Here is a 17,088-nt window from a genome sequence, read left to right on the forward strand (position 1 = left end):
CCTGCAGCCCGCCGCATGCGGTCAGGGATGATTCCCTTTGACCGCGCGAAGCCCTAGACTCCTGAAATGACCGAATCAAAATCCATGATCCTCGGCTGTGCCGGGAAATCGCTCACCCGCGAAGAAATCAATTTCTATCGCAATGAATGCCCGTGGGCGTTCATCCTGTTTGCCCGCAACATCGGCGAGGCCGAGCAGATCCGCGACCTGGTCGCCGAAATGCGTGACTGTATCGGGCGCCCGGACGCGCTGGTGTTCATCGACCAGGAAGGTGGCAGGGTACAGCGCCTGCGGCCGCCACTGGCGCCGAATTATCCGGCCGGCGGCGCGCTTGGGGCGCTGTGGCGCGACGATCACGACGCCGGCGCACGCGCCGCCTGGCTGATGGCGCGGCTGCATGCCTTCGACCTGCTGCGCTACGGCATATCAGCGGATTGCCTGCCGGTGCTCGACGTGCCGATCGAAGGGGCCAGCGATGTCATCGGCGCGCGCGCCTATGGCAAGGATCCGCGTCCGGTCATCGAACTTGGCCGCGCCGCGGCCGAGGGCCTGATGTCGGGCGGTGTGCTGCCTGTGATGAAGCATATTCCGGGGCACGGCCGGGCCTTTGCCGATACGCATTTCGAACTGCCTGTCGTCGACGCCTCGCTCAGCGATCTGCAGCGGCACGATTTTGCTCCGTTCCGTGAGCTCAACCATCTGCCGATGGCGATGACCGCGCATGTCGTCTACAGCGCGATCGATCCCAAGAACCCGGCGACGACTTCCGGCAAGGTCATCGACGAGATCATTCGACGCGAGATCGGCTTCGATGGACTGCTGATGAGCGACGACACCTCGATGAAGGCACTTTCTGGGGATTTCTCGACAAAGGCGGCCTCGATCCTTGCGGCGGGCTGCGATCTGGTCCTTCACTGCAACGGTGTTTTTGAGGAGATGGCGGGTATCGCATCGCGCACCACGGGGCTTGAAGGCAAGTCACTGGAGCGTGCCAAGCGGGCGATGACCTATATAAGCAAACGCGACGCGGCCGAAGAAACCGAAATCCGTGCCGAATTCGCCACCTATTTCGACGCGGTGGCCTAGCAAAGAGGAAGTGACAGGCAGTGGCGGAAGCATTGGAAAGCAAGGCCGCGAAGGCTGCACCGATGGACCGCCTGTGGGCCGAGAACGATGAGTCACGGCTGACGGGCGACCCGTCGCTGGTCGTCGACGTGGCCGGCTTCGAAGGCCCGCTCGATCTTCTCTTGCACCTTGCCCGCACCCAGAAGGTCGATCTGGCGCGCATTTCCATCCTGGCGCTGGTCGAGCAATATTTGACCTTTGTCGAGACGGCGCGGGCGCTGCGGCTCGAACTTGCCGCCGACTACCTGGTGATGGCGGCGTGGCTGGCCTTCCTCAAATCGAAGCTCCTGATCCCCAAGCAGCCGGGCGAAGAGGGCGAAAGCGGCGAGGAACTGGCGGCGGTGCTGCAATTCCGGCTGAAGCGGCTCGAAGCCATGCGCGATGCGTCGGCGCGTCTGGTCAACCGCAACCGGCTCGGCCGCGACGTGTTCGCACGCGGCATGCCGGAAATGGTCATCATCGAGAAGCGCAACACCTATTCGGCGTCGCTTTACGATCTCCTGACCGCGTATGCGCAGCAGCGGCAGAAGCAGGCGATCACCAACGTGACGATCGCCAGGCGCGGCGTCTGGTCACTCAAGGACGCTCGCGACATCCTGACCCGGCTGATCGGCTCGCTGCGCGACTGGACGACGCTCGACAGCTTCCTCATCCGATATCTGACCAGCCCGCAAGAGCGGCGCACCGCGATCGCCAGTTCGTTCGCGGCCACACTGGAACTGGTGCGCGAGCGCAAGATGGATATGCGGCAGGACGAGGTGTTCGCACCGATCTATCTGCGCGACCACCGCGCACAGACAATCAAGGCAGTCGAGGTGGCATCATGAGCGAACGCGCCAACGCTTCGGTTATCCCATTCAAGATGGATGATGAGTCGGAAGACGGCGAGATCGACCAGGCCTCGGCCGGGAATCCGGTACAGAACCCGGCCGAGCGGCTGTATCTGGCGGAAGCCGTGCGCATGGCCGAGGCGATCGTGTTCGCCAGCGCCGAACCCGTCAGCGAAAAGCAGCTTGCCGCACGCCTTCCCGATGGCATCAATCTTACCCTCGCCATGACAGAGCTGCAGCAGATCTACGCCCGGCGCGGCGTCAATCTGGTCCGGGTCGGCGACGCCTGGGCGTTCCGCACCGCTGGCGACCTCGCCTTTCTGATGAGCCGCGATACGGTGCAGCAGCGCAAGCTGTCGCGGGCGGCGCTCGAGGTGCTGGCGATCATTGCCTATCACCAGCCGGTGACGCGCGCCGAGATCGAGGACATCAGAGGCGTCGAGACCTCGAAGGGGACGCTGGATACGCTGCTCGAGACGGAATGGGTGCGCATGCGCGGCCGGCGCAAAACGCCCGGCCGTCCCGTCACCTATGGCACCACCGAAACCTTCCTCGATCATTTCGCGCTCGAAGAGATCCGCGATCTTCCGGGTATGGAGGAACTGAAGGGCGCCGGCCTGCTGTCAGGCCGCATGCCGTCGAACTTCTCCATCCCGCAGCCGCCGGCCGATCCCGACGCGCTGACCGAGGACGAGGATCCGCTGACCGACATCGATCTCGAGGAGCTCGGTCTGCTGACGCCGCGCGTCACGGAAGATTGACCACGAGCGCCTATCAAAAGCCGTCTTGCACCTTTACATGTGCCGTTTGGTAGCGGGCCGCATCGCTGAAAATGCGTGACATCCGACACCCTTTCATAAACTCTGTCGCGGTTGTGTTTGAATCCCAACGCGAAAACGCATAGATCATCGCCAGGGAAAACATTCGAGAGAGATTTGCTATGGGTTCATTTTCGATTTGGCACTGGATGATCGTGTTGGTCATCGTGCTTCTGGTGTTCGGTCGCGGCAAGATTCCCGAGCTGATGGGCGACATGGCCAAGGGCATCAAGAGCTTCAAGAAGGGCATGGCCGACGACGACGTTGCCGACGACAAGCGCACCGTCGAACACCGTGCCGATGAGACCGTTTCGGCCGCGAAGGAAAAGGCCAGCAAGAGCTGAGCCAAGAAGTTCTAGTCGGAACGGATTGCCATGTTTGAAGTCGGCTGGACCGAAATGCTGGTGATCGCGATCGTCATGATCGTGGTCGTCGGGCCGAAGGATTTGCCCAACATGCTGCGCACCTTCGGCCGCACGACGGCGAAGCTGCGCGCCATGGCCGCCGACTTCCAGAAACAGTTCAACGAGGCATTGAAGGAAGCCGAGCTCGACGACGTGAAGAAGTCGGTCGACGAGCTCAGGGGCCTGAGCCCGGTTGCCGAAATCCGAAAGCAGCTCAATCCGTTCGAGCAGGCGGCGGCCGATGTGCGCGCCGGTGTCGATGCCGCGATGAAGCCGAAGCCGGCCGCCGATCCGTCGGCCCCTGCCGCTTCGACGCCACAGGCGGCCGAGCCGTTGAAGAACGGCGCGACTGAAATGCCTGGCGTCAACGGGCCTGAAGTCACGACACCAGCCCCGATTTTCCCGGCGATGACCGATGAATCGGTTGTGGCGGCATCCACGGATCCTGCCGTTGCGCCGAAGGCTGCTGCGGCCAAGAAAACCGCCAAGGCGGCCCCGGCCGCGAAGGCGCCGTCCATGGCCTCGACATCTGCGAAGGCGGTGACGGCAAAAGCCGCACCCGCGGTGAAGGCGAAAGCGACACCTGCACCCAAGGCGACTGCTGCCAAAGCGTCAGCAAAAGCCGAACCGAAGCCTGCTCCGGCGAAGAAGCCGGGAGCCAAAAAGACGGCTGGAGCCGCCAAGTGAGCGTTTCGGACAAGGAAAAGGACGAGATCGAGAAATCGTCCGCGCCGCTGATCGAGCATCTCATCGAGTTACGCCGACGGCTGATCTGGTCGCTCGGCGGCTTCTTCGTCGCTTTCCTGGTCTGTTTCTTCTTCGCCAAGCGGCTGTTCAACCTTCTGGTCGTCCCGTTCAAATGGGCGACGAAATGGGCGGGGCTCGACCCGCACAAGGTCGAGCTGATCTACACCGCGCCGCAGGAATTCTTCTTCACGCAGGTCAAGCTCGCCATGTTCGGCGGCATGGTCATTGCCTTTCCGCTGATCGCCACGCAGATCTACAAATTCATCGCGCCTGGCCTCTACAAGAACGAGCGCAATGCCTTCCTGCCGTTCCTGATCGCATCGCCCATCCTGTTCCTGATGGGCGCCTCGCTGGTCTATTTCTTCTTCACGCCGATGGTGATGTGGTTCTTCCTCGCCATGCAACAGGTAGGCACGGACGACCAGGTACAGATTTCCCTGCTGCCGAAAGTGTCGGAATATCTCAGCCTGATCATGACGCTGATCTTCTCCTTCGGCCTGGTGTTCCAGTTGCCGGTGGTGACCAGCCTGATGACGCGTGTCGGCATGCTGTCGTCCAAGGCGCTGGCGGAAAAACGCAAATGGGCGATCGTCATCGCCTTCATCGTGGCCGCGGTGCTGACACCTCCGGATCCGATGAGCCAGATCGGCCTGGCCATTCCGACCATCGTTCTCTACGAGGTCTCCATCTGGGCCGCGCGATGGATCGAGCGGGATCAGGAAAAACAGCGGCTGGCGCGCGAGAAGCAGGAAGCCGGCGAGACCGTGGCGGACAAGGCGCCGGACGAGCCTCCGGCGCCGGCTGCCTCGTAAGACGCCAGCGGCGGAAAACGACAACCGCCGCCCCGCCTCATCTTGCATCGATCGAGGATGCGGTTTACGCCCTCCTGCCTAGCTTGAGGACGGATAACCATGCTTGACATCAAATGGATTCGCGACAACCCGAAGGCTCTCGTCGAGGCGCTCACCAAGCGCTCGTGGCCGTCGGCTGAGGCGCAATCCACGGTCGACGGGCTGATCGCCAAGGACGAGGCGCGGCGCGAGCACGTCACCGAACTGCAGACCAAGCAGGAGCGCCGCAACGCCGCCTCGAAGGAGATCGGCAATGCCATGCGTTCGGGCGATGCCGCCCTTGCCGAAAAGCTTAAGGCCGAAGTCGGCGAGATCAAGACCTTTATCCAGAATGGCGAGGCGCGCGAGCGAGAGCTCGACAAGGCGCTGAACGACGCGCTGGCGGTGCTGCCCAATGTGCCGCTCGACGACGTTCCGGTCGGCAAGGACGAGCACGACAATGTCGTCAGGCATATTGTCGGCAAGGCGCCGACGCGGCCGAACTGGGTGAAGGAGCATTTCGAGATCGGCGAAGCGCTCGGCATGATGGATTTCGAACGCGCGGCAAAGCTGTCGGGCTCGCGCTTCACCGTGCTGAAGGGCGGCCTGGCGCGGATGGAACGCGCGATCGGCCAGTTCATGCTCGACCTGCACACGACCGAACACGGCTATGAGGAGATCATCCCGCCGTTGATGGTGAAGGACGACGTTCTGTTCGGCACCAACCAGTTGCCGAAGTTCGAGGAGGATCTGTTCTTCACGCCACACGGGGAGGGCAGGCTTGGCCTGATCCCAACCGCCGAAGTGCCACTCACCAATCTCGTGCGCGAGGAAATCACCGCGCATGAAAAGCTGCCGCTGCGCTACACCGCGCTGACGCCCTGCTTCCGTTCGGAGGCAGGCTCGGCGGGACGCGACACGCGCGGCATGCTGCGCCAGCACCAGTTCTACAAGGTCGAGCTGGTGTCGATCACCGACCAGGACTCCTCGCTCGCCGAGCACGAGCGGATGACGCAATGCGCCGAGGAGGTCCTGAAGCGGCTCGAGCTGCCGTTCCGTACCATGGTGCTGTGCACCGGCGACATGGGTTTTGGCGCCCGCAAGACCTATGACATCGAGGTCTGGCTGCCCGGCCAGAACGCCTATCGCGAAATCTCGTCCTGCTCGGTCTGCGGCGATTTCCAGGCGCGCCGCATGGACGCCCGCTACAAGGACAAGGATGGCAAGGGCAACCGTTTCGTCCATACGCTCAACGGTTCGGGCACCGCTGTCGGCCGCGCACTTATTGCTGTCATCGAAAACTACCAGAATGAGGATGGCAGCGTAACCATTCCTGAAGTGCTGCGGCCTTACATGGGCGGTCTGGAAAAGATCGAATCGAAATAATGCGCATTCTTCTGACCAATGACGACGGCATTCATGCCGAGGGCCTGGCGTCGCTCGAGCGCGTCGCCCGCACACTGTCCGACGATGTCTGGGTGGTGGCGCCCGAACAGGACCAATCGGACTACGCGCATTCGCTGTCGATTTCGGAGCCGCTGCGGTTGCGAAAAATCGGCGAGAAGCATTTTGCCGTGCGCGGCACCCCGACCGATTGCGTCATCATGGGCGTCAAGAAGATCCTGCCCGGTGCACCCGACCTGATCCTGTCCGGCATCAATTCGGGCGCCAACATCGCCGACGACGTGACCTATTCCGGCACCGTCGCCGGCGCCATGGAGGGCGCGCTGCTCGGCATCAGGTCGATCGCGCTCAGCCAGGGCTACAGCTATGTCGGCGAGGACCGCGTCGTCCCTTACGAGACCACCGAGGCGCTGGCGCCGGCGCTGCTGAAGAAGCTCGTGGCGACGCCATTGCCCGACGGCGTCCTGCTCAACGTCAATTTCCCCAACTGCCTTCCCGAGGAGGTGGCCGGCACAGTGGTCACCACGCAGGGCAAGCTGGTGCACAGCCTGTGGGTCGACGAGCGCCGAGACGGGCGCGGCCTGCCTTACTATTGGCTTCGCTTCGGCCGCGAGCCGGTCGAAGGCAAACAAGGCACCGACCTCTTTGCCTTGCGCAACCGGCTGGTGTCGGTAACGCCGTTGCAGCTTGACCTTACCGCGCATGAGATCCGTGACCAGTTGAGCAAGGCGCTTGCATGAACCAAGGCTTTCCAATCGATGATCGCGAAGGATTTGCCGCTTTCCTGCTGCGCCTGCGCGGCAGGGGAACGGTGCCGAAGGCACTGATCGCGGCTTTCGAAGCGACACCGCGGCGCGGTTTCCTGGCGGCGCAGTTCCACCAGATCGCCTGGTCGGATCGCATGCTGCCGATCGAATGCGGCGAAGCGATCGAAGGCGCCGACATGCAGGCGGCGGTGATCGCCGCACTCGCCATCGAAACGGGAAACCGTGTGCTCGAGATCGGCACCGGTTCCGGCTACACATCGGCTGTCATGTCGCGGCTGGCGGCGCGCATTGTGACCGTCGATCGCTACAAGACGCTGGTCGAGCAAGCCCGGCAGCGTTTCGAGGCGCTCGGCATCGGCAATGCCATCGTGCGCCAGGCCGATGGCTCCAACGGATTGCCCAATGAAGGGCCGTTCGACCGCATCGTGGCCTGGGCGGCGTTCGACAGCCTGCCGCGCTTCCTGCTCGACCAGTTGTCGAGCGGCGGCATCGTCATCGCGCCGATCGGGCCGGAAGAGGGCGAGCAGGTGCTGGCCAAGCTCACCAAGGTCGGCAGCCGTTTCGAACGCGAGGATATCGGCATGGTGCGGCTGCAACCAATCCTGCGCAGCATGGCAGCGGTTATCTAGTTTCGGACAGGCTGCGGATCTCATTTCGGCCCAGCTATCCGTATCGCTGACCATCCTCAAATGTTTTAAGAAAATTTTCGTCGGATTCTAATGGGTTAACCGCCCAGTAACATTAACGCGCTTTAATCCTGTCCAGTTGGTGCAGCGTTTTGTGCGGGTTAGTGCGATGCAACTCAGTGTTTTGAAGGCAAATAGTCGCAATCTGGCGCGGGGCTGCGCTGTTCTGATGATTGCGGGCGCGGCGGCCGGATGCAGTTCCCAGGCTTCGCGGTTCAACAGTGTCGATGACGTCTTTACCTCCTCGACGAACAACCAGCGCGCCATCATCAACAAACAGGATGCGGCGCAGCCCTATCCGGGCGATGTCTCGGCTGCTCCGCTCGACGGCACCCACACGCAGTCGGTGAGCCGCTCCAGTCTCGAACCGGTTTCGAGCCGGCCATTGCCGCCGCCGGCTTCCGCGCAGGCGCAGCCGGCTCCAGCGCTCGCGCCTGCCGCCAATCCGGTGCGTGTCGCATCGGCGCCGGCCCTGGTTCGGCCCGCTCCTCACGTCGACAGGACGACGACCGGCACCGTCGCGCCGGCCGCGAAGCCTTTCAAGAATGCCCAGCCCGACGAGCCGAAGATGGCCCAGGCAGGCACGCCGCACGCCACCGAAATCGTCGTCAGGGACGGCGAGACCATTTCCGGCCTGGCGACGCATTACAAGGTGCCGGCCGATGTCATCATGAAGGTGAATGGCCTGAGCCCGACCAAGGGGCTGAAGTCCGGTCAGAAGATCGTCATCCCGGCCTATGCCTATTCAAGCAAAAGCGAGCCGAAGGTTGCCGACGCAAAGCCGGTGAAGGACGGCAAGCACGATCTCCCGGCTTCCGCGCCGGACAAGGTGGCCGTGCTGCCGCAGCAACCGAAGCTGAAGGAAGGCAAGTCCGCCGCTCAGGTCGATGCGTCGGCCGCCGCGAGCCTGCCCAAGGAGCCCAAGCCGGCGCAGGCGGCCAAGGCAACCGGCGCCGCCGGTAACTACACGGTTCAGTCGGGCGACACGATGTCCTCGATCGCCAGGAAGACCGGTGTCGGCGTCGTCGCGCTGAAGCAGGCCAATGGCTTGAAGGATGGCTTGTTGAAGATTGGCCAGACGCTGAAGGTGCCGGCCGGCGGAACGGCGACAGTCGCCAGCGCCAAGCCGGCCAAGATCGATCCGGTGACCACGGCCACCACGCAGCCCGCGGCAAAGGCCACGCCGTCGGAAACGCTGGCTTCCTACACGCCGCCGAAGAAGGACGCGAAGGTCATCCAGCAGGCTGAGGACGACGACGCGGTGGCGCCGGGTGCCACGGGGATCGGCAAGATGCGCTGGCCGGTTCGCGGCCGGGTGATTTCCGGTTTCGGATCCGGCAAGGACGGCGTCGACATCGCCGTGCCGTCAGGCACGCCGGTCAAGGCGGCCGAGAACGGCGTCGTCATCTATGCCGGCGATGGGCTCAAGGAATTCGGCAACACGGTGCTGGTGCGCCACGAGAATGGTCTGGTCACCGTCTATGGCCACGCCAGCTCGATCGAGGTGCAGCGCGGCCAGAAGGTCAAGCGCGGCCAGGAAATTGCCCTGTCCGGCATGAGCGGCACGACGGACTCGCCGAAGCTGCACTTCGAAGTGCGCAAGAACTCGGCTCCGGTCGACCCGTCAGGTTATCTCGAATAGAATAAAAAAAGCGATTTGCGGGCCGCCTGACCTCCAGTCCAGCCCGCCGGCTCAGGCCCGCCCCGAAAGGAGCGGGCTTTTTCAGTTTTGTCGGATGCCTGTTGCTCAAGGCTCAAAGGTGATCGCGCAGGGTGTCGGCGATCATGGCCTCGAGGCTGCTGGCCTTGATGCCGAGAAGGACCTCCGCGTCGGAAGAATCCACCAATAAGGGGTTCTCAAAAAGATAACTCATCTCGATCAGCTCATGCATGCCCAATGCCTCCATCTCGGCGATGGAATAGGAACGCGTTTCTGAAATCTCTCGCCGAAGCATCGCAGCGGTTTTCTGGATGAGCTCCCTGGGTGAGGCGTATTGCGAGGGAACGTGAAACGCGCGCCCCCATTCGCCCGTGTAGCGGGAGGCCGCGACAAGCGTCCTGGCGACGTCCTTGGTGAAGGCCCAGGCATGCGTCGCATCGAGGTTTCCAATGAAAGCGGTGGGTTTCCCCTCGATGATGGAAGGCAGCGCAACCAGCGAGAAGTAGCTGATGGCGCCTTGTCCGAGATAGTCGCTCGACCGCACTTCGATCGCCGGTACATTGGCCCGAACCGCCCGCTGCCACATGATCGTCCTGGCGGTTCCTTTCTTCGAAGTCGGGTCCAGGGAAAGGTCGGAGCGAAGCGGGCTGTCGGCATTTTCCCCATAGCCATACAGGTTTCCCAGTACGATGAGCTTGGCGCCCACCGTTTCGGCCGCGCGCACGGTACCGTCGATGATGGGGAAGAAGTCGGTCGGCCACCTGTGATAGGTGGCCATGGCACACATGAAGATGGCATCGGCGCCTTGGCAGACACGCGCGAGGTCCGAGGCATCGGTGGCGTCGGCTTGTACGGCCCGCACATTCCGCAATCCGTTCGAACCGACGCTTCGGCTGGTGAGAACGACGTCATGTCCTTCCTCGCCAAGAAGGCGAGCGGTTTCGCGACCGACCGGGCCGGCTCCGACAACAACATAGAAACTCATGGCATAGCCTCTCTTCCAGGTTTGATGGAGAGGCGTGAGTACAGGTCCACGGCATTGAAAATCGCGCGGGAATTGCCAAATCTTGAACAGGTTTTGCCATGAATCGAGAGAGCATGCGTTCGCAATACGCTTCGGCCCAAGCCGCGTCCGACGTAACAATGGCCTCCCGGCATGTCGAAGCTGGCGTCCATCGTCTGTCCCGGGCGCCACACCATCGCATCATGGTGCATGCCAGCGCGGCGACGCGTTCCTACTGCAATCAGGTCGGACGATATTTCGTCAGGCGCGCCGGTGATATCGACTTGGTGCCGGCCGGCCAGGAAGGCGGCTTCGAGGCCGAAACCCCGTTCGACACGATAGAGATTGCGTTGCAGCCGGCGCTGATGGAAAGGGTGGCGGCGGAACTTGGCGGCAAGGCACAAGCAGCGCGGTTCGACACGCGTCACCTGCTTCGTGACCAGCGCATCGAACATCTCGCCCGGGCGCTCGAGAGCGAATTGAAGTCGAACTCGCCGAGTGACCCTTTGTTTGCCGACAGCATTGGCGCCGCACTGGCGGTGAGGCTGCTTGGCCTCGGCGAACCTGATATCGGTCGAACGAACCGTTTGTCGGATACCCAGCTGAAACGCGTGCTGGAGTACATCGAGGCGGCTCTCCACGAGCCGCTTTCGACGCATCGACTAAGCCGGGTTGCCGGCGCGAGCAGCTCGCATTTGCGGACATGGTTCAAGGTGGCGACGGGCGTCACCCTGCACCGCTACGTGTTGCGACGTCGCGTCGAACGCGCACGCGTTCTGCTGTTGCGAGGCGATCTCAGCACAAGCGAAGTGGCGGAATTGACCGGCTTCGCGCACCAGTCACACCTGGCGCACTGGATGCGCCGCGAGATCGGCCAAACGCCGGGCGATCTGCGACGGGCTCAACCGCCCGGATGACGTTGCGCCCGCGACGCGATCAAACGCATCAATCCTTCAACGGCTTGCCAAGCCGGCCGGCCAAATCCTGCGTGAACTGCCAGGCGACGCGGCCGGAGCGGCTGCCGCGCGTCGTTGCCCATTCCAGCGCTTCGGCGCGCAGCTGCTCGGGATCGATGTCGAGGCCATGATGGCTGGCATAGCCGTTGACCATGTCGAGATATTCGTCCTGCGAACATTTGTGGAAGCCGAGCCAGAGGCCGAAACGGTCGGATAGCGAGACCTTTTCCTCGACCGCTTCGGACGGGTTGATGGCGGTCGAGCGCTCATTGTCGATCATGTCGCGCGGCAACAGGTGACGGCGGTTCGATGTGGCGTAGAAGATGACGTTGGCCGGGCGTCCCTCGACGCCACCTTCAAGCGCCGCCTTCAGCGACTTGTAGGACGTATCATCATGATCGAAGGACAGGTCGTCGCAAAACAGGATGACGCGGAAAGGGGCCGCCTTCAGCAAGCTCATCAGCTTCGGCAGCGTGTCGATGTCCTCGCGGTGGATTTCGATCAGCTTGAGCGGCAGGTCGGACTTGGGCTTTTGTGATTTGGCCTTGGCATTGATCTCGGCATGCACGGCCTTGACCAGCGACGATTTGCCCATGCCGCGCGCGCCCCACAACAGGACGTTATTGGCGGCGAAGCCGGCGGCGAAGCGCTCGGTGTTGTCGACGAGGATGTCGCGGACGCGGTCGACGCCGCGGATCAGGCCGATGTCGACGCGATTGACCTTGCGCACCGGCTCCAGATAGCCGGGATCGGCCTGCCAGACGAAGCAGTCGGCCACGTCGAGGTCGGTTTCAGGGACCGGCGGCGGAGCGAGGCGGCCGACCGCTTCGATCAGGCGGTCGAGTTTCTGGTTCAAGGCATCGATGCTGGTATCGGTCATATCAGGTCTTTTTGCTTTGGTTTTTGCAGTGGCAGGCGGACCCGGTTCGATACCGGCGGTTTCGAAACCGGTTGCAACCATTTGTTCGAACGTGATCTTTTCCGAAAACCGGCTCGCGCTTTTCGCGATCCTGCTCTAACACGGCTAAACAGGCCGGAAAAGCGGCGGATTTGCCCGGTCGCGCAGTTGCATTGACAACTTTACCGACTATATTCCGGCCAAATTTCTAGGGGCCGCCAAATTCCACAAGACGGTTTGGCGGCTGTTTTCAAAATTCAGGAGTACCTCGATGTTCGTGACACCGGCATACGCCCAAGGCATCGGCGGCGCCTCTCCCGATATGTTCATCAGCATTTTGCCGTTTGTCCTGATTTTCGTGATCATGTATTTTCTGATCATCCGCCCGCAGCGCACGCAGCTGAAGAAGCGCGGCGAGATGCTGGCGGCGGTTCGCCGCGGCGACACGGTCGTCACCGGCGGCGGTTTCGTCGGCAAGGTGACGAAGGTGATCGACGACAACGAACTCGAGATCGACCTTGGTGGCGGCACCAAGGTGACGGCGCTGCGCTCGACGATTGCCGACGTGCGCGTCAAGGGCGAACCGGTCGCCAACCAGAACGCCAAGAAATAACCAAATTCCAGGCGGAGCGATCCGCGGACACGCTCTGACGGACGACGCCATATGCTTTATTTCTCGCGCTTCAAGATGATCCTGATCTGGCTGGCCGTGGCCGCCACAGTGGTCCTCGCCGCGCCGAATCTGTTCCCCGCCAGCACGCTCGCCCAGCTCCCCAGCTGGGTGCCGAAGCGGCAGATGACACTCGGCCTCGATCTCCAGGGCGGCTCGCACATCCTGCTGGAGATGAACCAGAACGATCTGATCAAGGATCGGCTCGAGACGACGCGCGATGAAATCCGCACACTGCTGCGCGATGCCAAGATCGGCTATACGGGTCTTGCCGGTACCGGCAAGACCCTGCAGGTCCGCATCACCGATCCCGCTCAGCTCGATGCCGCCAAGAAAGCGTTGAAGAGCTTGACCGATCCTGTCGCAGCCGGCTTGTTCACAGGCGGCTCCATCCAGGAAATGTCGCTCGACGATTCCGAGCCGGGGCTGCTCAAGTTCACCGTCACCGACGCCGGTATCAAGTACCGCACATCGACCGCATTGGCGCAGTCGATCGAAGTGGTCGAGCGCCGCGTCAACGAACTCGGCACGACCGAGCCCATCGTGCAGCGGCAGGGCGACGACCGCATCCTTGTCCAGGTGCCCGGCCTGCAGGATCCGCAGCGGCTGAAGGAAATCCTCGGCCAGACCGCGAAGCTGACCTTCCAGATGGTCGACCAGTCGATGCCGGTGCAGGATGCGCTCAGGGGACGCCCGCCGGCCGGTTCTTCGGTGCTCTATTCGCAGGACGATCCGCCGGTTCCATACCTGATCGAGAACCGCGTCATCGTATCGGGTGAAAACCTCGTCGACGCACAGGCGACATACAATTCGCAGAACAACGAGCCGGTGGTTTCGTTCCGCTTCGATTCGAAGGGCGCTGCCCGCTTCGGCCAGGCCACCGCGCAGAATGTCGGCAAGCTGTTCGCCATCATCCTCGACAACCAGGTGATCTCGGCGCCGCAGATTCGCGAGCCGATCCTTGGCGGTACCGGCCAGATCTCCGGTAATTTCACTGCCCAGAGCGCCAACGACCTCGCCGTGCTGCTGCGCGCCGGCGCGCTGCCCGCGACATTGACCGTCATCGAGGAACGCACCGTCGGTCCGGGCCTGGGCCAGGATTCGATCCATGCCGGCAAGGTCGCCGGCATCATCGGTTCGATCCTCGTCGTGGCGTTCATGTTCGTCGCCTACGGCTTCCTTGGCTTCCTCGCCAACATCGCGCTGGCGGTGCACGTGGCGATGATCGTCGGGCTGCTGTCGCTGCTTGGCGCGACGCTGACTTTGCCCGGTATCGCCGGTATCGTGCTGACCATCGGCATGGCGGTCGATTCCAACGTGCTGATCTACGAGCGTATCCGCGAGGAGCGACGAGCCGGCCGCTCGGTGATCCAGGCGATCGACACCGGCTTCTCGAAGGCGCTGGCGACCATCGTCGATTCCAACGTCACGTCGCTGATTGCGACAGTGGTGCTGTTCTATCTCGGTACCGGACCGGTGAAGGGCTTTGCCATCACCTATGCCATCGGCATCCTGACCACGGTCTTCACCGCTTTCACCTTCACCCGCCTGCTGGTGTCGATCTGGCTGCGCCGCGCCCGTCCGAAGGAATTGCCGAAGGCACCGGTGACCTTCATTCCACCCGGCACGAAAATTCCGTTCATGGGTATCCGGCGGTGGACGTTCGCGCTGTCGAGCACCTTGTCGATACTGTCCGTGGTGCTGTTTATGAGCGCCGGCATCAATTACGGCATCGATTTCAAGGGCGGTTCGCTGATCGAGGTACAATCCAAGTCGGGCAATGCCGATCTCGCCGACATCCGCGGCAGATTGACGGAACTGAACATCGGCGAAGTCCAGGTGCAGCAGTTCGGTGCACCCAACGACGTGTTGATCCGCGTCGGCACACAAGACGCGGGTGAAAATGCCGAGCAGACCGTGATCGACAAGGTGCGCGGCGAGCTGCAGGACCAGTATAATTTCCGCCGTGTCGAAGTGGTGGGCCCGACGGTTTCCGGCGAACTGGCCAAGCAAGGCACGATAGCCATGATCGTCGCGCTGGTCGGCATCCTGGTCTATGTCTGGTTCCGCTTCGAATGGCAGTTCGCGGTCGGCGCCATTGTCGCGACGGTGCACGATGTGGTCATGACGCTCGGCTTCTTCGTCATCACCGGGCTCGAATTCAACCAGTCGTCGTTGGCGGCGATCCTGACCATCATCGGCTATTCGCTGAACGACACGATCGTCGTCTATGACCGCGTCCGTGAGGATCTGCGAAAATACAAGCGAATGCCTCTACCGCAGCTGCTGAACAACGCCATCAACGAGACGTTGTCGAGAACGACGCTGACGTCGGTGACGACCAGCTTGGCGCTGCTGGCGCTGGTGTTGTTTGGCGGCGAAGTGATCCGCTCCTTTACCTTGGCGATGCTGTTCGGCGTCGTGTTCGGTACCTATTCGTCGATCTTCATCGCGGCGCCGTTGCTGATCCTGTTCAAGCTGCGGCCGCAGGCTTCGGCCGATGAGGAAAAGCCGGTGAACGGCGGCAAGGCCGTCGCGACCTGACGCGCGGCCCGAAGGGTGACAGAGTGGTGACCGGCAAAGGCATCGTCATCCGCGAGGCGCATTTCCCCGGCCGCGCGCCGATCGAGGCCTATGGCAATGGCGGGTTTCGCTTTGCCGACATGTCGCATCGCGGCTCGCTGCTCTGCTTGCCCACGGGCATCCATGGCTGGGAGCCGGCAAATCCCCTGGCGCTGACCGTCGCGGATTTCGACAAGCTTCTGGCGGAAGCCGACAAGGTCGAGATCCTGCTGGTCGGCATGGGCAGGGATTTGCGGCCCTTGCCGGCGGCGCTGCGGGCGGCGCTGAAAGAGGCCGGCATAACGTCCGACCCGATGTCGACCGGGGCCGCGGTCCGGACCTACAATGTCCTTCTGGCGGAAGACCGCGCCGTGGCCGCGGCGCTCATCGCCGTCGATTGATATGTTGCAGAACGCCAAAATCGTCATGGACGCGGTGCGCGCCGCCGACCATGACAGGTATCTCACCGCGCTCTACGCGCCTGCCGACAAGCGCGACGCGCTGTTTTCGCTCTACGCCTTCAATGCCGAGATCGCCGGCATCCGTGATCGCATCCATGAGCCGTTACCCGGCGAGGTGCGGCTGCAATGGTGGCGCGATGTCATTGCCGCCGGCGGTGAGGCGGGCGCGGGCCATCCCGTTGCCGACGCCTTGAACCTCACCATTACAGCGTTCAAACTGCCAAAACTGGCCTTCGAGAACATGCTCGAGGCGCGCATCTTCGATCTCTACGACGACCCGATGCCATCTCGCACCGATCTGGAGGGCTATTGCGGCGAGACGGCGGCCGCCCTCATCCAGCTCGCGGCGATGGTGCTTGATCCCGCCGAGGCGCCAGGGTTTGCCGAACTGGCGGGCAGGGCGGGTTGTGCGCAGGCGATTACGGGGCTTTTGCTTCTGTTGCCGCTGCACCGCAGGCGTGGACAGTGTTTTATCCCGGCCGACATCCTGGCGGCGGCGGGCTCGTCGCCGGAAGAATTTGTTGCCGGCGACGGCGGGCCTGGTGCCCGGCGCGCGGTGGCGGCGATGATCGCGCTGGCGCGCGAACACCTGTCGGCCTTCGAGCAAGGCGCTGCGGCGCTGCCGGGGTCGTTGCGTTCGGCATTCCTGCCGCTGGCGCTGTCACGCGCCTATCTCGCCAAGATGGAAGGCTCGCGCCACTCACCGCTCGGCGGCGTGGCACGGCTGTCGGCGTTGCGCCGGCATTGGTTGCTGCTGCGTCGTGCAGGCAAGGGCTGGCCGGCACTTTGACGTAAACGTCAATCGTGTTAAGGAGTCCGCCTGCCGAGAACTGTCGCCGAAGACGACAGGCCGGCCGGGAGGAAATCGATGAGCTTGTCCGTGCTGGTTGCGATCGTCGTGCTCGGCATTGCGCTGTCGGTTGCCGCCGTGGGACCGCATGTTCAGCACCTTCGTCGAGGAGCTGGAAGAAGACCGGCCGCGCTACGGGATCGTCAAGAACCTGGGCACCTTCAACCCGCTGAAGGTGGCGTTTCATGAATGGATCGGCATGTTCCGGGTTGCGTTCGCGCCTGGGCTGACGCTTCGAGAGCGCCTGAACTACCTCATCAAGCCGCCAGGATGGAGCCATGACGGTCGCGCGACACTTCGGAGAGCCGGAAGGCGGCTTATGTTCGGAGGAATCCGGGGGAGGCGGGCAAGCCGGGACTGCCGGCGGCAGGCCTCGAGGCCGCGGAATAATATCGCCTGAGGACTGATCGCGCTGTC

17 protein-coding genes and 1 pseudogene are annotated in these 17,088 nt (G+C 62.9%); 16 read left to right on the top strand and 2 right to left on the bottom strand.

Annotated features, from left to right (window positions below):
• Positions 1–66 precede the first annotated feature (66 nt).
• The 10 genes from nagZ to EN808_RS10875 all read left to right on the top strand — a co-directional run bounded on the left by nagZ (position 67) and on the right by EN808_RS10875 (position 9,253).
• Positions 67–1,086 carry a beta-N-acetylhexosaminidase gene (nagZ, locus tag EN808_RS10830; protein WP_135915768.1) on the top strand — a complete coding sequence of 340 codons (1,020 nt, stop codon included), beginning with the start codon at positions 67–69 and terminating at the stop codon, positions 1,084–1,086.
• A gap of 62 nt (positions 1,087–1,148) precedes the next feature.
• Positions 1,149–1,952, top strand: a complete 804-nt coding sequence (locus tag EN808_RS10835; protein WP_127280245.1) for a ScpA family protein — start codon at positions 1,149–1,151, stop codon at positions 1,950–1,952.
• Positions 1,949–2,716 (top strand): SMC-Scp complex subunit ScpB, encoded by a 768-nt coding sequence (scpB, locus tag EN808_RS10840; protein WP_127280243.1) that lies wholly within the window; start codon positions 1,949–1,951, stop codon positions 2,714–2,716. The genes EN808_RS10835 and scpB overlap by 4 nt, the downstream gene beginning before the upstream one ends.
• 179 nt (positions 2,717–2,895) lie before the next feature.
• A complete protein-coding gene (locus EN808_RS10845; RefSeq protein WP_015317533.1) occupies positions 2,896–3,117 on the top strand; it encodes a twin-arginine translocase TatA/TatE family subunit in 222 nt (73 codons plus the stop codon).
• A 30-nt stretch (positions 3,118–3,147) separates the two neighbouring features.
• Entirely contained in the window at positions 3,148–3,864 is a 717-nt protein-coding gene (gene tatB, locus EN808_RS10850) for a Sec-independent protein translocase protein TatB (RefSeq protein WP_135915769.1), read from the top strand.
• Positions 3,861–4,736 (top strand): twin-arginine translocase subunit TatC, encoded by an 876-nt coding sequence (gene tatC, locus EN808_RS10855; RefSeq protein WP_127872658.1) that lies wholly within the window; start codon positions 3,861–3,863, stop codon positions 4,734–4,736. Before tatB ends, tatC begins: the two co-directional genes overlap by 4 nt.
• A 99-nt stretch (positions 4,737–4,835) precedes the next feature.
• The gene (gene serS, locus EN808_RS10860) at positions 4,836–6,140 is read left to right on the top strand and encodes a serine--tRNA ligase (RefSeq protein ID WP_135915770.1); all 1,305 of its coding nucleotides are present in this window, start codon (positions 4,836–4,838) and stop codon (positions 6,138–6,140) included.
• Positions 6,140–6,898, top strand: coding sequence for a 5'/3'-nucleotidase SurE (gene surE / locus EN808_RS10865; protein ID WP_135915771.1), 759 nt, complete (start codon positions 6,140–6,142; stop codon positions 6,896–6,898). Before serS ends, surE begins: the two co-directional genes overlap by 1 nt.
• Entirely contained in the window at positions 6,895–7,554 is a 660-nt protein-coding gene (locus EN808_RS10870) for a protein-L-isoaspartate(D-aspartate) O-methyltransferase (RefSeq protein WP_127872656.1), read from the top strand. The genes surE and EN808_RS10870 overlap by 4 nt, the downstream gene beginning before the upstream one ends.
• Before the next feature lie 166 nt (positions 7,555–7,720).
• The gene (locus EN808_RS10875) at positions 7,721–9,253 is read left to right on the top strand and encodes a peptidoglycan DD-metalloendopeptidase family protein (protein WP_135915772.1); all 1,533 of its coding nucleotides are present in this window, start codon (positions 7,721–7,723) and stop codon (positions 9,251–9,253) included.
• A 112-nt stretch (positions 9,254–9,365) separates the two neighbouring features.
• Here EN808_RS10875 and EN808_RS10880 read toward each other — a convergent pair whose 3' ends face one another.
• Positions 9,366–10,256 (bottom strand): NAD-dependent epimerase/dehydratase family protein, encoded by an 891-nt coding sequence (locus tag EN808_RS10880; protein WP_127872654.1) that lies wholly within the window; start codon positions 10,254–10,256, stop codon positions 9,366–9,368.
• 113 nt (positions 10,257–10,369) lie between these two features.
• Here EN808_RS10880 and EN808_RS10885 point away from each other — a divergent pair, with 113 nt between their 5' ends.
• The gene (locus EN808_RS10885; protein ID WP_127872653.1) at positions 10,370–11,191 is read left to right on the top strand and encodes an AraC family transcriptional regulator; all 822 of its coding nucleotides are present in this window, start codon (positions 10,370–10,372) and stop codon (positions 11,189–11,191) included.
• A gap of 28 nt (positions 11,192–11,219) precedes the next feature.
• On the opposite strand, the gene EN808_RS10890 is transcribed toward EN808_RS10885, so the two are convergent.
• Complete coding sequence (locus EN808_RS10890; RefSeq protein WP_127872652.1) at positions 11,220–12,110, bottom strand: ATP-binding protein; 891 nt, start codon at positions 12,108–12,110, stop codon at positions 11,220–11,222.
• Between the two features lie 289 nt (positions 12,111–12,399).
• Between EN808_RS10890 and yajC the strand changes: the two genes are divergently transcribed.
• From yajC to EN808_RS10915, 5 genes and pseudogenes are all read left to right on the top strand, one after another.
• On the top strand, positions 12,400–12,741 hold the full coding sequence (gene yajC, locus EN808_RS10895; RefSeq protein WP_010909882.1) for a preprotein translocase subunit YajC: 342 nt from the start codon (positions 12,400–12,402) through the stop codon (positions 12,739–12,741).
• Positions 12,742–12,792: 51 nt separating this feature from the next.
• Positions 12,793–15,342, top strand: a complete 2,550-nt coding sequence (gene secDF, locus EN808_RS10900) for a protein translocase subunit SecDF (protein WP_127872651.1) — start codon at positions 12,793–12,795, stop codon at positions 15,340–15,342.
• A gap of 26 nt (positions 15,343–15,368) precedes the next feature.
• Entirely contained in the window at positions 15,369–15,761 is a 393-nt protein-coding gene (locus EN808_RS10905; protein WP_127872650.1) for an Mth938-like domain-containing protein, read from the top strand.
• Between the two features lies 1 nt (position 15,762).
• Positions 15,763–16,611 carry a phytoene/squalene synthase family protein gene (locus tag EN808_RS10910; protein ID WP_167531453.1) on the top strand — a complete coding sequence of 283 codons (849 nt, stop codon included), beginning with the start codon at positions 15,763–15,765 and terminating at the stop codon, positions 16,609–16,611.
• 139 nt (positions 16,612–16,750) lie between these two features.
• Positions 16,751–17,061: pseudogene (locus tag EN808_RS10915) on the top strand (sterol desaturase family protein); the annotation flags it as partial.
• Positions 17,062–17,088 lie beyond the last annotated feature (27 nt).

The sequence above is a fragment of the Mesorhizobium sp. M8A.F.Ca.ET.165.01.1.1 genome, assembly GCF_004792065.1.
Taxonomy (GTDB): Bacteria; Pseudomonadota; Alphaproteobacteria; order Rhizobiales; family Rhizobiaceae; genus Mesorhizobium.

Bases quoted from the DNA above. Each gene is read 5' to 3' on its own strand.
- serS (WP_135915770.1), top strand. From the start codon at position 4,836: ATGCTTGACATCAAATGGATTCGCGACAACCCGAAGGCTCTCGTCGAG.
- EN808_RS10880 (WP_127872654.1), bottom strand. From the start codon at position 10,256: ATGAGTTTCTATGTTGTTGTCGGAGCCGGCCCGGTCGGTCGCGAAACC.
- secDF (WP_127872651.1), top strand. From the start codon at position 12,793: ATGCTTTATTTCTCGCGCTTCAAGATGATCCTGATCTGGCTGGCCGTG.
- EN808_RS10870 (WP_127872656.1), top strand. From the start codon at position 6,895: ATGAACCAAGGCTTTCCAATCGATGATCGCGAAGGATTTGCCGCTTTC.
- nagZ (WP_135915768.1), top strand. From the start codon at position 67: ATGACCGAATCAAAATCCATGATCCTCGGCTGTGCCGGGAAATCGCTC.
- EN808_RS10910 (WP_167531453.1), top strand. From the start codon at position 15,763: ATGTTGCAGAACGCCAAAATCGTCATGGACGCGGTGCGCGCCGCCGAC.
- surE (WP_135915771.1), top strand. From the start codon at position 6,140: ATGCGCATTCTTCTGACCAATGACGACGGCATTCATGCCGAGGGCCTG.
- scpB (WP_127280243.1), top strand. From the start codon at position 1,949: ATGAGCGAACGCGCCAACGCTTCGGTTATCCCATTCAAGATGGATGAT.
- EN808_RS10835 (WP_127280245.1), top strand. From the start codon at position 1,149: ATGGACCGCCTGTGGGCCGAGAACGATGAGTCACGGCTGACGGGCGAC.
- EN808_RS10885 (WP_127872653.1), top strand. From the start codon at position 10,370: ATGCGTTCGCAATACGCTTCGGCCCAAGCCGCGTCCGACGTAACAATG.
- EN808_RS10875 (WP_135915772.1), top strand. From the start codon at position 7,721: ATGCAACTCAGTGTTTTGAAGGCAAATAGTCGCAATCTGGCGCGGGGC.
- tatB (WP_135915769.1), top strand. From the start codon at position 3,148: ATGTTTGAAGTCGGCTGGACCGAAATGCTGGTGATCGCGATCGTCATG.
- EN808_RS10845 (WP_015317533.1), top strand. From the start codon at position 2,896: ATGGGTTCATTTTCGATTTGGCACTGGATGATCGTGTTGGTCATCGTG.
- yajC (WP_010909882.1), top strand. From the start codon at position 12,400: ATGTTCGTGACACCGGCATACGCCCAAGGCATCGGCGGCGCCTCTCCC.
- EN808_RS10890 (WP_127872652.1), bottom strand. From the start codon at position 12,110: ATGACCGATACCAGCATCGATGCCTTGAACCAGAAACTCGACCGCCTG.